The following is a 15,440-nucleotide window of genomic DNA, read 5'->3' as shown; positions in this document are numbered from 1 at the left end:
AATTAACTTTGCTGTAAAGGGATTGACCGTAGCGCCTTCTCAATTCGAGTGGGCGCTGACGGCAATGGAAAGAAGATTTCAACTAAAGGGGCTCGGGCGTTTCTGCGTCCGAGAATTTTTCAAATTGCATATTAGAAATACCTAGAAATTTTTGAATGCTGATGGCATTAGCACCTAAAACACAGGCTTTTTTTCCAAGATCAGAGAACTGAATGGTCCGGTAGTGATTGATGAAAGAAGCAAGGCCGCCTTGGATGTGATTGATCAGCTCAGGATAAATTTTACTTAATTGACTGTTGATAATAATGGTTTCAGGGTTGAAAATGTTAATCACATTATTGATCCCTATACTTAAAGAAAAAGATAAATTGTCTAAATGTGCTAAAGTTGCTGAGTCATCATCCCTAATGAGTGTTTTAACGTCCTCCAAGGAACAATCCTGAAGACCTTTTATTTCTTTAAATTCCTCCAAAAAGCTTTTTTCGGACGCATATTGCTCCCAGCAGCCTAAATTTCCGCAAGGGCATTTTTTGCCTTTTGGGAAAATGATCATATGTCCGATTTCCCCCGCGAATCCGTGATCTCCTCTATAGATTTCATTGTTGATCATAATTCCTAGGCCAATGCCTGAGTAAGTACTTATACATAACAGATTGTTTGTATCATGATGGTCGTATACAACTTCAGCTAAAGCACATAAATTCGTATTATTATCCACATGGACCTCTACTTTAAATTCCTCTTCCAAAGGTTTTTTCAAATCGACATTTTTCCACTGATGACGGGGAGTAAAAATAATCTGTTGCTGTTTATCCACGATTCCTTGGACCCCAATTCCAATACCAACTAAACCATAGAGCGTTTCCTGTCTGGCATTGACCATGGACTTGATCGTTGATATGATCGTTTCTTTGATATGCTCAAAGGATGAATCAATAAATTTTACATGAAGCTGATCAAGAATCTTCCCCGAAAGATCCGTCATAATAAAAGATATTTGAGTGGTATCAATTTCAATTCCAATAGAAAAGCCAGCATCTTTATTTAAAGTGAGTAGAATAGGCTTTCTTCCCCCGCTGGACTTATCCAGTTCTGTCTCGATGATGACCCCATCCTCTAGAAGCGATGAAACCTGACTAGAAATGGTTGCCTTATTAAGTCCAGTTATCTTGGATAAATCGGCTCGTGAGATGTTTTTATGCTGAATGATATTTTCCAAGATGATTTTTCTATTTAAATTTCGAATGTATGCTGCATCTCCGGTATTCATATGAACCTCCTGAAAGTAGGGCAAGGCTGATATTATCTATTATTGATTATATCTGATCTTTAAAAAAATGTTAGAAATTTGTGAAATGAAATTAGGGATATTGCAATCTACCAGTTAATCATATAATATAAAAACATAGTTTGTTTAGTCAACAAACCTAATGAAACTAAATGTAAGGGGTTACTGATTTAAACTTCAGGACTTTTGAGATTATAAGGGTGGAGGTATCAAAAGGACTGGGGTTTGATTTAGAAAAAATAAGCGTTTAGAAAATGGAGGTCAATCAGATGAGAAAATTGTTATCTTTTGTTGCTTCTGGAATTTTAGCAGCTGGACTTTTGAGCGGATGCGGCAATACCGAGGGCAATACAGGTGCTGCTGAAACCGGAAAGGGAACGGAAGAAAAGGAGCAAACACTAAAGCTAGCCCATAATTTGAGTGAAGATCACCCGGTACACATAGCGCTTTCCGATTTTTCCAAGAAGGTGGAAGAAAAGTCCGGAGGAAAAATGAAAGTTCAGATCTTTGCTAATGGCGTTCTTGGAGCGGAAAAGGAAGTGCTGGAGCAGCTTCAAGGCGGAGCAGTGGATATGACCAAAGTGAGTGCAGCTGCCCTGGAGAACTTTGCTCCTGAATATGCCGTGTTCAGCGTTCCTTATCTGTTCGTAAGCAAGGATCACTTTTATAAATCCATGGAATCGGAAGCGGTTCAAAAGCTTTATGGTGCGAACAAGGATAAAGGATTTGTCGGCTTGACCTACTATGATTCCGGGGCAAGAAGTTTCTATACCAAAGGAAAGGCAATTAAAACTCCGGATGATTTAAAAGGGTTAAAGATTCGTGTTCAGGATTCACCGACAGCAATAAAGATGGTGGAATTACTGGGTGGTAACCCAACACCAATGGCGTACGGAGAGGTTTATACGGCATTGCAATCGGGGGTTATCGATGGTGCGGAAAGCAACGAAACCGCTTTAACTACTGGAAAACACGGCGAAGTGGCGAAAGATTTCTCGCTCAATGAGCATACGATGATTCCGGATGTTCTTGTCATCAGTTCTAATACCTGGGACAAACTATCTCCAGAACAGCAAAAAATCCTAAATGAGGCAGCTAAATCCTCTACAGAATACCAAAAGGAACTATGGAATAAAGCAATCCAAGAGGCAAGAACAGAAGCTGAATCCAAGATGAGCGTGAAATTCCATGAAGTGGATAAAGCGCCATTCATTGAAAAGGTTAAGCCTATGCATGATGAATACAGCAAGAAAGATCCTAAGGTCAAAGAAGTCATGGATGCTATTGAAGCTCTAAAATAGAAGGGTGAAAGGTCAAGCCCCGCCTTGCAAGGAGTTATAACACATGGGGCTTGATCTTTTGTTATATGTTGGGGAAGAATACCCATTTGAAGGGAGGAGAGGATGAAATGAAAATATTACGCAGTTTCCTGGATAGGCTGATTATGATTGTCGGGTGCGTATTCACCACTGTTATGGTTATCGGGGCAATTTGGCAGGTCTTTAGCCGATATGTATTGGGCGATCCGAGCACGGTTACAGAAGAGCTGCTTCGTTTTGGACTCATATGGACCACCATGTTAGGAGCAAGCTATGCTTTCGGCACCAATCAGCATTTGGCGATCACCTCCTTATTGGAGAAATTAAAAGGGAACAATCAAAAGGCGCTCAGAATGGTGAATGATCTGTTCATTATTGGCTTTGCCGGTGCGGTTATGATTAAAGGCGGGTTAAACATTGTGGCTAAGACCATGACACAAATGACGCCGATTCTGCAGATTCCGGTTGGAGTGATTTATTCCATTTTGCCGATTTCCGGAATTATCATTATTATCTATCAGCTCTTGAACATGCCCGAGTGGATCAGAAAGAAGGAAGAAACGGTATAGACAGGAAAGGGGGAGCTTTACATGGGTGCGCTAGAAACAGGTTTAGTAATGGTTGTTAGTTTTATTATTTTAATGGCAATGGGGATTCCGATTTCAGTAGCCACAGGGATATCATCCTTTATTGCTGCTTTAATGATTGTGCCGTTTGATGTTGCCATTTATACCGCAGCTCAAAAGCTTGTGACCGGAATAGATAGTTTTTCCCTCTTGGCCGTCATCTTTTTCATTTTATCAGGAATTATCATGAATAACGGGGGAATTGCCCTTCGCCTCGTCAATTTGGCCAAGTTTCTTGGCGGAAGACTTCCTGGATCATTGGCTCATACCAATGTTGTGGGGAACATGCTGTTTGGTTCGATTTCAGGTTCCGCGGTAGCGTCAGCAGCTGCCATCGGCGGTGTTTTGGCTCCGCTTCAGGAAAAAGAAGGATATAATAAAGCGTATTCCGCGGCTGTAAACATTGCTTCTTCACCTTCGGGCCTATTGATTCCTCCAAGCGGAGCACTGATTATATACTCTTTGGCCAGTGGAGGAACTTCCATTGCGGCATTGTTTGTAGCGGGTTATGTACCGGGAATCCTAATGGGTCTAACGGTCATGATTATTGCCTACATCATCGCCAAAAAAGAGAAGTATCCAATAGCCAAGAGACCTAGCTTTTCCGAGGGCCTAAAGATTGTTATCGATGCCATTCCAAGTTTACTGCTCATCGTTATCGTTATCGGGGGAATTGTGGCTGGAGTCTTTACTGCAACAGAAGGATCGGCTGTGGCTGTTTTCTATTCCGTGATTCTTTCTATCTTTTATAAAACCATAAAGTGGTCAGATGTCCCCAAGATTTTGATGGAAACGGTTGTCATGACAGGGATTGTGTTATTCCTGGTTGGTGCTTCATCCATCATGTCCTGGGTAATGGCGTTTAGTGGTATACCGACTGCGATCAGCGAGTCTGTATTATCTATTTCAGAAAACCCTATCGTTATTTTATTGATTATGAATGTCGTATTGCTATTGGTCGGGACCGTAATGGATATCACACCGGCAATCCTGATTTTTACCCCTATCTTTTTGCCGATTGTTACTGAAATAGGCATGGATCCTGTGCATTTCGGAATTATTTTGGTCTTTAACCTCTGTATCGGAATCGTGAGTCCCCCATCGGGAAGCAGTTTGTTTGTCGGATGCAGTGTTGGGGGAGTCAGCATAGAGGCGGTAACAAAACCGCTATTGATTTTCATGGCAGGTTTAATTGTTACATTACTGCTTGTTACGTATATTCCATCCATTACCCTGTTTGTTCCAAAACTATTTGGGGTCATGTAGTTGCATGACCCATACCATTTTTTAATAAATCATTACGCCGGAGGTGCCTGTCTTGATTAAACCCGACTATCGATTTGAATTTGACTCGGAAATTGATCATGGCCTGCTTTTTAAATTGAAAGATGAAAATATCCAGGTTCGCCTGTATGTTTTGGAAGAGGATATTTTCCGTGTGATTTTCTTGAATGACAATAAATTGGAATTAAACAAAACCTGGCTCGTCGCACCTGGAATGGATGATATTCCTTTTGAAGGAAGAGACCGGTTCGACCTTACGCCATTTTCTTTGCCTCAATTTGAGGTGGAAGGCGAAAATGAACAATTTACTGTAGCGACTTCAAAACTGAAAGCTGTCATCCACTTAAACGGATTTAAGATTCAGTGGTATGCCAAAACGGAAACAGGATGGGTACTTCTAGCCAATGATCGCAAAACGCAAAGCTATAATTTCGGCAATGGCCTAGGAGAGGGAGTCTTTCATTATCTGGAACGTTCCTTGGATGAACAATACTTCGGCCTTGGGGAAAAAACCGGCAATGTAGACAAGCACGGCAGACGATTCCGAATGATGAATGTCGATCCGATGGGATATGATCCGGAAACGACGGATCCCCTATATAAGCATATCCCCTTTTATATCACCCGGAACCAAAAGACAGAATTAGCCTATGGTCTTTTTTATGATAATTTGGCGACATCGATCTTTGAAATGGGATCTGAATTGGACAATTATCATGGATACTATCGCTACTATCAGGCCGAGTGCGGGGATCTGGACTACTATGTGATCCTTGGGCCAAAGGTAAATGATGTGGTTAAAAAATTTGCCTGGATGACAGGGAATACCATTCTGCCTCCGAAATGGAGTATCGGCTATTCGGGATCAACGATGACTTATACGGATGCCCCTAATGCCCAAGAGCAGCTTCTCCAATTTTTGCGTGATTGTGAAGTGCATGATATTCCTTGCGACTCCTTCCAGCTTTCTTCTGGATACACATCCATTGGAGATAAGCGATATGTTTTCAATTGGAATTATTCCAAGGTTCCAGACCCAAAGAAACTGGCTGCAGATTTCGAGGAAAAGGGATTGAAGCTGTGTGCCAATATTAAGCCATGTTTATTATTGGATCACCCTAAATTCCAAGAGTTGAAAGATGAGAACATGTTTGTGCTTTCAAGAGACAAAGAAGGACCGGAAATCGCGCAATTTTGGGATGAGCTCGGTGCGTATGTGGATTTTACCAATCCGAAAACGATTGAATGGTGGAAATCCAATGTGAAGCAGCAGTTGCTTTCTTACGGAATCGAATCCACCTGGAATGATAACAACGAATATGAGATTTGGGACCGTCAAGCTATAGCGCATGGGTTTGGGGAAGAGATACCGATTGGTCTTATTCGTCCGCTGCAGCCGCTGCTTATGATGAAAGCCTCCTATGAAGCGCAAAAAGAGTTTGCTCCTGAGAAAAGGCCGTATCTCATCTCGAGATCAGGCTGTCCAGGCATGCAGCGCTATGTGCAGACATGGACTGGAGATAATCGTACAAGCTGGAAAACCCTAAAATACAATATCCGGACAGGAATTGGTCTGAGCTTATCCGGAGTTTTCAATTTTGGCCATGATGTAGGCGGGTTTGCCGGTCCTACGCCGGAACCGGAGCTGTTTATCCGATGGGTGCAAAACGGCATTTTCTATCCGCGCTTTACTATCCATTCCTGGAATGATGATGGGACGGTCAACGTGCCGTGGATGTATCCGGAAGCAACAAAATACATCAGAAAGCTCATCAAGTTCAGGAGCAAGTTTACGCCATATATTTATCAGTTGCTTTATCATGCGCATAAAGATAATGAGCCGATTATCAAGCCGACGTTCTATGATTTTGAGTCTGATCCGAATACATTTGAAGAAAATGATGATTTTATGCTGGGAGATCGTTTGCTGGTAGCTTCCGTTGTGAAAAAAGGGAAATATGAACGAGAAGTGTATCTGCCAAAACATGATTCCGGCTGGTATGATTTCCATACGGAAAAATGGTATGAGGGCGGAACAACCGTGACGATTCCCGCACCTCTTGACTATACCCCTTTATTGGTGAAAGGCGGGTCCATCCTTCCCGTTAATGATGCAGAAATCACCTTTGAAACGAAGTCAAAGGATGAAAGAGGGTTTATGTTCTTCCCTCACAAGAAGGAAGGGGAGAGCAAGTACAGCCTGTTTGAGGATGATGGGGTTTCCTATGGATATGCCAAAGGTCATTATGCCATGATCCATGTCTTGATGAAAACGACAGAAGATCAAATTGAAGTCACGATAGAAAAAGAAGGGGAATATACTCTTCCATATCATCAAATCAGACTGTATTTCCCATCTTCTGAAACACGAAAGATTATCATCAATGGATTGGAAAACAAGTCGAATCCAATAAACGTTCTTCAAGTATCTGTAGAAAGCATAGCAATAAAGAATAATTGACTTTATCTTTCAAATGGAACACATTGGTAGAATGGAAGGCCGGTTCAATTCGCAGACCGGCTTTCGCTTTTTCCATCATTTTTAAAGGGTGAATATCGGATGAAATTACTGGAGCAAAAAATCATACCTGCTGTCAAACAGGAGAAGGACCTTGAAAAATTCCTAAAGAGCTCGTATCAATACGGAATTTTTCTTGAAGTGCATATTGCAAAATTAAGACTCCTGCATGAACTGGCACGATCTCAAGGGAAACATATTTTCTTGCATGCGGATTTGATTCATGGGTTGAAAAATGATGAATTTGCTACAGAATTTCTTTGTCAAGACATTCAGCCTGCAGGGATTATTTCCACCAGGGCCAATGTAATCCTAACAGCAAAGAAAAAAGGGATACGAGCCATCCAAAGGCTTTTTCTTTTAGACACCAATGCGCTGGAAAAGAGCTATGCGCTTTTTGAAAAAACCAAACCGGATTATATCGAAGTGATGCCGGGCGGCATGCCCCATATCATTGCAGAAGTCGTTGAGAAGACAGGAATTCCGGTCTTTGCGGGTGGGTTTATCCGCACGGCGGAAGATGTAGAGCGGGCATTGAGAGCGGGGGCGAAGGCGATCACCACATCAAACCGGGAGTTGTGGAAGCACTATCAAAATAATCCAGGGGGAGAGATATAATGGAAACTTATGTTTTATCCATCGATCAAGGAACAACGAGTTCCCGTGCCATTTTATTTAATCGCCAGGGAAATATTGTGCATATGGCCCAGAGGGAAATTTCCCAATATTACCCCAATCCAGGGTGGATAGAGCAGGATGCCAATGAAATTTGGGGGTCGGTTCTTGCTGTGATCGCCACTTGTTTGTCCGAATCGGGAGTGAAGGCTGAACAGGTAGCCGCCATTGGTTTGACCAATCAACGAGAAACGACTGTGGTTTGGGACAAACGGACGGGACTGCCCTTATATCATGCCATTGTTTGGCAATCCCGCCAAACGGCAGACATATGCGAAGAGTTAAAAGCCCAGGGGCATAGTGACCTTTTCCGCAATAAAACGGGGCTATTGATCGATGCCTACTTTTCCGGGACAAAAGTGAAATGGATTCTTGACCACGTGGAGGGGGCAAGGAGTCGTGCAGAGCGAGGAGAACTTTTGTTCGGCACGATAGATACATGGTTAATGTGGAGGCTTTCCTGCGGAAAAATTCATGTGACGGATTACTCGAATGCCTCTCGCACATTAATGTTTAATATTCATGACTTATCTTGGGATGACGAATTATTGGAACTTCTAACTGTCCCCAAATCTATGCTTCCCCAGGTCCGCCCATCCTCCGACGTCTATGGATATACAGATCCTACCCATTTCTTCGGACAGGAGGTGCCGATTGCAGGCGTGGCCGGTGATCAGCAGGCCGCTCTGTTCGGTCAAGCCTGCTTCGGGCAAGGAATGGCGAAAAATACCTATGGAACAGGTTGCTTCATGCTGATGAATACGGGGGATAAGGCAGTAATGTCAAAGCACGGACTCCTTACTACCATAGCTTGGGGCCTAAACGGAAAAGTGGAGTATGCGCTTGAGGGAAGCATTTTTGTAGCTGGTTCGGCGATACAGTGGCTCCGCGATGGTCTCCGCATGATCAAGGAAGCGAAAGACAGCGAGGAGTACGCGTCTCGGATATCCTCAACGAATGGGGTATATGTGGTGCCGGCTTTTGTAGGGCTTGGAACCCCATACTGGGACAGCGAGGTGCGCGGCGCCATTTTCGGATTGACCCGAGGAACGGAAAAGGAACATCTGATACGCGCCACATTGGAATCCCTAGCTTACCAGACGAAGGATGTCCTGACCGCTATGGAAGCTGATTCCGGCATTTCATTACAAAGGCTGCGCGTGGACGGGGGAGCTGTAAAAAACAACTTTTTGATGCAGTTTCAGAGCGACATATTGGGAGTGACCGTCGAGCGCCCAAAAATAAATGAAACAACTGCATTAGGCGCTGCCTACTTGGCAGGGCTAGCCACCGGATATTGGAAAGACCAGGAGGAAATTTCCAAGCAGTGGAATGTGGATCGATGCTTTGATGTGCAGATGGCGGAAGAGCAGCGCAGCGAATTGTACAACCGTTGGAAAAAGGCCATAAAGGCAACTATGGCTTTTAAATAAAACGAAAGTATGCTATAATAAACTTAAGTTAATAACGGTTGGAGACTTGGAGACCATAACCATTACGATTGGCTGCATATGGCAGCGATTGTTTGTGTTGTGGTCTCCTTATTTGCGTCGTCATTTTTATTAAGGGGGAAAACCAAATGCGTTTAACGTTTTCAAGCATAGATAGAAGAAATATCATTTCCGAATTGGATAATAAGCAGGTGGATCTGATCGTCATCGGCGGAGGAATTACCGGATCAGGAATTGCCTTGGATGCCACCACACGGGGAATCGAAACCGTCGTGTTCGAAATGCAGGATTTTGCGGCAGGCACATCCAGCCGTTCCACGAAATTGGTTCATGGAGGTCTGCGCTATCTCAAGCAATTCGAGGTGAAAATGGTAGCCGAGGTGGGAAAAGAGCGGGCGATTGTTTATGAAAACGGACCGCATGTAACGACGCCGGAATGGATGCTGCTGCCGATCCATGAGGGGGGTACCTTCGGTAAATTTAGTACATCGATAGGCCTGAAGGTGTATGACTTTCTGGCTGGCGTCAAGCGCAGCGAGAGGCGCAGCATGCTGAGCGCACAGGAAACCATGGATAGAGAACCGCTTCTGAAAACGGAAGGATTGAAAGGCGGCGGCTACTATGTTGAGTATCGGACCGATGACGCCCGCTTGACAATAGAAGTCATCAAGGAAGCCGTGAGGAGAGGGGCAACTGCAGTAAATTACGCAAAAGTCGAGGAATTCATCTACAGGGACGGTAAAGTTGCAGGTGTCCAAGTGGCAGATCAACTTACAGGGAAAACCTGCAAAGTATTTGCAAAAAAAATCGTCAATGCTGTAGGTCCCTGGGCGGATTCCCTCCGGGAAAAGGATGGTTCGAAAAAAGGAAAATCCCTACAATTAACCAAAGGCGTTCATCTCGTTTTTGATCAGGAGCGTTTCCCCTTAAAGCAGGCCAGCTATTTCGATACAGCGGATGGAAGGATGGTTTTTGCCATTCCGCGGGATGGAAAAACCTATGTCGGAACGACAGATACCGTATACACCGGAGACAAGGCACACCCCCGGATGACAGAAGAAGACCGAAGCTACATTATTGATGCGATTAACTATATGTTCCCAACGGTTGGCATTACCGCTGAGGATATCGAATCAAGCTGGGCCGGACTTCGTCCGCTTATTCACGAAGAAGGAAAAGGACCTTCCGAAATTTCCCGCAAAGATGAAATTTGGGTGTCCGAATCTGGATTAATCACCATAGCGGGAGGCAAGCTGACAGGATATCGGAAAATGGCGGATACCGTGGTGGATCTTGTCGCCAAGCAACTGACAGAGGAAGGAAAGGGCTCTTATAGCGAATGCATGACCAGGAACATGCCGATTTCCGGAGGCGACGTGGGGGGTTCCCAAAGCTTTCCTTCGTTTATCCAAAAGAAAGTGAAAGAAGGCGAAAAATTAGGTCTGTCCTCTGAGCAGGCTGAAAAGCTAGTTCGCAGGTATGGATCCAATGTTGATCACCTTTTCGAACACATCACCCGGCATGGCGATGAAGCAAAGGAATATAAGCTGCCAGTCGATCTGTTTGCGACTGTTCTCTACAGCATTCAAGAGGAGATGACGGTGACTCCGGTTGACTTTTTCGTTCGCCGCACGGGCGCCCTGTTCTTTGACATTAGGTGGGTTCATCAGTGGAAGCGCCCCGTGATTGACCTAATGGCTAAAACATTGAACTGGAGTGCGAAGCAAAAGGCCACTTATACTGAACAGCTAGAGCTGCATTTGCATGATGCCGTGGTGCCTTGCAATGAACGGGAGAAAAAGGAAAAATCCGTTATTTGAGAGTAAAAATGATTGTGCACTAATGGAAGCACTAAGGATAACGTGCCACTCCATTGACTTCTAGAGTTTTATAATGTTGCCAGTTTGCAAGATAAAAAGCCAATTCCTTCAGCTATAGAAGAATTGGCTTTTCGTCTTGGGGCAGGGGGTAGTCCGTACGCTAAATTCACTTCGTGCATAATTGTTTTGCTATTTTGCAAGATGTGCAAAATTAATCCGCTCATATTTCGTTTATCCAGCATGTAATGGAACAGTCCGTTTTCTAGAGAGAAAAGAATTGATTCATCAGACTATGGAGAAGATAGTTAATTAAAAACGGCACAATTCTTGCATGATAATAGGTGAATCATATTTTAGGAGGACGATCATGATTACAACCAGCAAGAAAATAGGGCTATTGCAAGTGGAGTTCGATTTGGGAGCAGGGAAACGGGGAGCTAGTCGAGGACCTGGTGCGGTTGAATATATTTTAAGGCGGTATCTAAATCAAAGCGGGGTACAAGTAGAAAATTATGATGCTTTATTCCTGGAAAGTGAACCTGGGGAGGTAGGTAACCCTAAGCTGAAATTTTTGGATCAAGTCGTGGAGATTAATCAAAAAGTTGCAGCCTTGGTGCCAGCCATGCTTAAGAAGGACCAATTTCCTTTAATTCTGGGTGGGGACCATAGCATAGCGATCGGGACGATTGCTGGCCTGGCTGCCAAGTATAAGAATATGGGGGTCATATGGTTTGATGCCCATGCCGATTTGAATACAGCGGAAACCAGCCCCTCGGGTAACATTCATGGCATGTCCTTATCCGCCAGCCTAGGGTATGGTGATCCTTCCCTTACGGAATTAGGCGGAATCTGTCCGAAAATCAGACCGGAAAATGTGGTGATTATCGGGGCGAGACAATTGGATCCGCAAGAAAAAGAATTGATCCGCTCCAAAGGGATTAAATGCTATACTATGCATGAAATTGATCGGTACGGGATGGCCCGGGTGATAGAGGAGGCGATTCAGATTGTTTCGGCCAATACGGATGGCGTTCACCTTAGCTTTGACGTAGATAGCTTGGATCCGGCCGAAGCGCCGGGAACGGGGACTCCTGTCCGCGGCGGGGTAAATTATCGCGAAGCTCACCTGGCGCTGGAGTTGATGCATGAGTCAGGCATCATCACTTCCGCAGAGTTTGTTGAGGTCAATCCGACGCTTGATAAGGAAAATCGGACATCAAGATTAACGGTTGAACTAATCGCTTCCTTATTGGGCAAAAGAATATTATAAAAGCATTAATGTAATGTATGGAGGGTGCCCAAAAGCCTAGCTTTTTAGGACATCCTTTTTTGTTATGGAAAAATCACCCCTATCTCTATTAAAGTGCAAATAAAATTTGCTTATTATGAAGAAAACAAAAGCATGCAAAAATATTTTTCTAATACTCCCTGCGTCTTTTAAAAGAATGGCTTTAGAATCCTAACCTTTGAAATTGGCATGCCTTTTGCATATTCAGATAAGCGTGAAAAGAATTCTTAAACTTTCGGCTTTTATACGAGGAGGAAATCCCATGACAAATCTAATGGTTGCAACAAAGGAACAACAGGAAAAGTTGAACGTGCTGGAAAGAACTCAGAGAACGATTGAGACAGCCCTTAAAGCAATGGGATTTAAAGAGGCAATCTATGAATTGCTCAAAGAACCGATGCGCGTGCTGACCGTGCGTATTCCTGTGAAAATGGATGATGGTTCGGTTAAGGTTTTCACCGGTTATCGCGCCCAGCACAATGATGCGGTGGGTCCGACCAAGGGGGGCATTCGGTTTCACCCTAGCGTGACTGAGGAAGAAGTAAAGGCTTTAGCTATGTGGATGAGCATTAAATGCGGGATTACCGGTCTTCCGTACGGGGGCGGCAAGGGCGGGATCCAATGTGATCCCCGTCAAATGTCGATGCGGGAGTTAGAGCGCTTAAGCCGTGGATATGTAAGAGCCATAAGCCAGCTTGTCGGTCCGACAAAGGATATCCCAGCGCCTGACGTATTTACCAATTCGCAGGTGATGGCGTGGATGATGGATGAGTACAGCCGCATACGCGAGTATGACTCTCCGGGATTCATTACGGGGAAGCCGCTTGTCCTAGGCGGCTCTGCTGGAAGAGAATCCTCTACAGCCCAAGGCGTAACGATCATCTTGCATGAAGCAGCGAAAGTAGCAGGGATCGACCTGAAAGGGGCGCGTGTCATCATTCAAGGATTTGGGAACGCAGGAAGCTTCCTCGCCAAATTCTTGCACGATGTAGGTGCCAAAATTATTGGCATATCGGATGCTTATGCTGCTTTGTATGATCCGGCTGGTCTGGACATCCAATATCTGCTGGATCGCCGTGATTCATTCGGAACGGTTACCAATCTGTTCACGAATACGATTACCAATCAAGAGCTGCTCATCAAGGACTGTGACATCCTCGTTCCAGCAGCCATTGAAAACCAAATCACGGAGGAAAATGCAGCGGATATTAAAGCGAAGGTTGTCGTAGAAGCCGCTAATGGTCCTACTACGCTAAGAGCAACCGAAATTCTTACGGAACGCGGCGTACTGCTGGTTCCTGATGTGTTAGCGAGTGCCGGTGGAGTGGTCGTGTCCTATTTTGAATGGGTACAAAATAATCAAGGTTTCTATTGGACGGAGCAAGAGGTTCAGGAAAGATTGGAAAAGATCCTGATCGCTTCTTTCCACAATGTTCTTCAGGTTTCAAGCAACAGAAAAGTGGATATGAGATTAGCTGCCTATCTTGTTGGTCTTAAACGGATGGCTGAAGCGGTTGAGTGGAGAGGATGGGTTTAATTCGATAGCCTAATCGACTTTTGATATAAAGCAATATGCTAGATAAAAGGAGCCAGAAATAGAATGACAAAAATAATGATCCCCGCATTCGTAAACGAACCCTTTACAGACTTCCAGCTGGAGGAAAATAAGCTAGCAATGGAAAAGGCATTAGAGGGTGCAAGGAAAGAATTTGGCCGTGAATACCCGCTGCATATTGGCGTGGAACAGATTTTTACGGAAGAAAAACTCCCTTCCATTAACCCGGCCAACAAGGATGAAGTCTTGGGAAGCGTAAGCATGGGAAATCCCGAATTGGCGGAGAAAGCGATTCAGGCGGCTTTAGTTGCATTCGAATCCTGGAAAAGGGTGCCTGCCCAGCAAAGAGCGGAATATCTACTTAAAGCGGCGGATTTAATGAGACAGCGTAAGCATGAATTCTCGGCTGCAATGGTCTTTGAATCCGGAAAAAACTGGGCGGAAGCCGATGCCGATACGGCGGAAGCCATTGATTTCATGGAATTTTACGCAAGGGAAATGGTTCGTTTAGATCAGATCAATGAACATCAGCCGTTAACCAAAATCCAGGGAGAAGAAAATCATCTGCGTTATATCCCGCTTGGGGTGGGTGCGGTGATCCCGCCATGGAACTTCCCGCTTGCGATTTGTGTGGGAATGACAACAGCGGCTGTCGTTTCCGGAAATACAGTCGTACTCAAGCCAGCGATGCCAACTCCGATTGTGGCCCATAAATTTGTAGAGTTAATGGAGGAAGTGGGACTTCCGGCAGGCGTTATTAATTTCTTTCCGGGTGAAGGAGTTGAGGTTGGCGAATATTTAACGAAACACCCTAAAATCCGCTTTATCAGTTTCACCGGATCGAAAGAAGTAGGATTGCGCATTAATCGTGTGGCTTCAGAGACGCGGGAAGGACAAATTTGGATCAAGCGCGTAGTCGCGGAGATGGGTGGAAAAGATGGCATTGTGGTAGATGAAACGGCCGATCTCGATGCAGCGGCTCAAGCGATCGTAAGCTCCGCTTTCGGATTCCAGGGCCAGAAATGCTCCGCAGGGTCGCGGGCCATCATTGTTGAGTCGGTCTATGATGAAGTAGTAGATAAAGTATTAAAGCTAACAAGAGGATTAGCCATTGGTTTGCCGGAGAAAAACTTTGCGGCCGGTCCAGTTATTGATGAAAAATCATACACCAAAATCCTGAACTATATTGAAGTCGGCAAAGAAGAAGGAAGGCTACTTGCTGGCGGGGAGAAAGCGGAAGGGAATGGATATTTTATCCAGCCTACTGTATTTGCCGATGTACAGCCTGACGCCCGAATTATGAAGGAAGAAATATTCGGACCGGTTCTAGCTATTGCCAAGGCGAAGGATTGGAAGCAAGCGATTGAAATTTATAATGGCACTGAATTTGGTCTTACCGGTTCCTTCTTCTCTGCAGATGAGGAAAGAATTGCAGAAGCTTTAGACACCATCCATTGCGGAAACCTTTACATCAACCGCAAATGCACAGGTGCTCTTGTCGGTGTTCATCCGTTTGGCGGTTTCAATATGTCAGGCACCGATTCCAAAGCAGGAGGACACGATTATTTGCTGTTATTTACCCAGGCTAAAGCATGTTCCCGAAAAATCAATTAATA

General features: G+C 44.5%; 11 protein-coding genes. 10 read left to right on the top strand and 1 reads right to left on the bottom strand.

Annotated features, from left to right (window positions below):
• Positions 1–82: 82 nt before the first annotated feature.
• Complete coding sequence (locus ABLT31_RS17315) at positions 83–1,270, bottom strand: ROK family transcriptional regulator (RefSeq protein WP_367753833.1); 1,188 nt, start codon at positions 1,268–1,270, stop codon at positions 83–85.
• Positions 1,271–1,557: 287 nt separating this feature from the next.
• On the opposite strand from ABLT31_RS17315, the gene ABLT31_RS17310 reads away from it, so the two are divergent.
• The 10 genes from ABLT31_RS17310 to pruA all read left to right on the top strand — a co-directional run bounded on the left by ABLT31_RS17310 (position 1,558) and on the right by pruA (position 15,438).
• On the top strand, positions 1,558–2,589 hold the full coding sequence (locus ABLT31_RS17310; protein WP_367753831.1) for a TRAP transporter substrate-binding protein: 1,032 nt from the start codon (positions 1,558–1,560) through the stop codon (positions 2,587–2,589).
• Positions 2,590–2,696: 107 nt separating this feature from the next.
• Positions 2,697–3,176, top strand: a complete 480-nt coding sequence (locus tag ABLT31_RS17305) for a TRAP transporter small permease (protein ID WP_367753830.1) — start codon at positions 2,697–2,699, stop codon at positions 3,174–3,176.
• 21 nt (positions 3,177–3,197) lie between these two features.
• Positions 3,198–4,499 carry a TRAP transporter large permease gene (locus ABLT31_RS17300; protein ID WP_367753828.1) on the top strand — a complete coding sequence of 434 codons (1,302 nt, stop codon included), beginning with the start codon at positions 3,198–3,200 and terminating at the stop codon, positions 4,497–4,499.
• 52 nt (positions 4,500–4,551) lie between these two features.
• Positions 4,552–6,978: a glycoside hydrolase family 31 protein gene (locus ABLT31_RS17295; RefSeq protein ID WP_367753826.1), complete on the top strand. Its 2,427-nt coding sequence runs from the start codon at positions 4,552–4,554 to the stop codon at positions 6,976–6,978.
• Positions 6,979–7,077: 99 nt separating this feature from the next.
• Complete coding sequence (locus ABLT31_RS17290; RefSeq protein WP_367753824.1) at positions 7,078–7,653, top strand: glycerol-3-phosphate responsive antiterminator; 576 nt, start codon at positions 7,078–7,080, stop codon at positions 7,651–7,653.
• The gene (gene glpK / locus ABLT31_RS17285; RefSeq protein ID WP_367753823.1) at positions 7,653–9,143 is read left to right on the top strand and encodes a glycerol kinase GlpK; all 1,491 of its coding nucleotides are present in this window, start codon (positions 7,653–7,655) and stop codon (positions 9,141–9,143) included. The genes ABLT31_RS17290 and glpK overlap by 1 nt, the downstream gene beginning before the upstream one ends.
• Before the next feature lie 146 nt (positions 9,144–9,289).
• Entirely contained in the window at positions 9,290–10,981 is a 1,692-nt protein-coding gene (locus ABLT31_RS17280; RefSeq protein ID WP_367753821.1) for a glycerol-3-phosphate dehydrogenase/oxidase, read from the top strand.
• Positions 10,982–11,348: 367 nt separating this feature from the next.
• Positions 11,349–12,251 carry an arginase gene (gene rocF, locus ABLT31_RS17275; RefSeq protein ID WP_367753819.1) on the top strand — a complete coding sequence of 301 codons (903 nt, stop codon included), beginning with the start codon at positions 11,349–11,351 and terminating at the stop codon, positions 12,249–12,251.
• Positions 12,252–12,543: 292 nt separating this feature from the next.
• A complete protein-coding gene (locus tag ABLT31_RS17270; protein ID WP_367753962.1) occupies positions 12,544–13,806 on the top strand; it encodes a Glu/Leu/Phe/Val family dehydrogenase in 1,263 nt (420 codons plus the stop codon).
• 63 nt (positions 13,807–13,869) lie between these two features.
• Entirely contained in the window at positions 13,870–15,438 is a 1,569-nt protein-coding gene (pruA, locus tag ABLT31_RS17265; protein WP_367753815.1) for an L-glutamate gamma-semialdehyde dehydrogenase, read from the top strand.
• Positions 15,439–15,440: the final 2 nt, after the last annotated feature.

It is taken from the genome of Ammoniphilus soli (assembly GCF_040813775.1).
The sequence above is the reverse complement of the archived record's forward strand: the minus strand, read 5'-3'. Positions and strand labels throughout refer to the sequence as shown.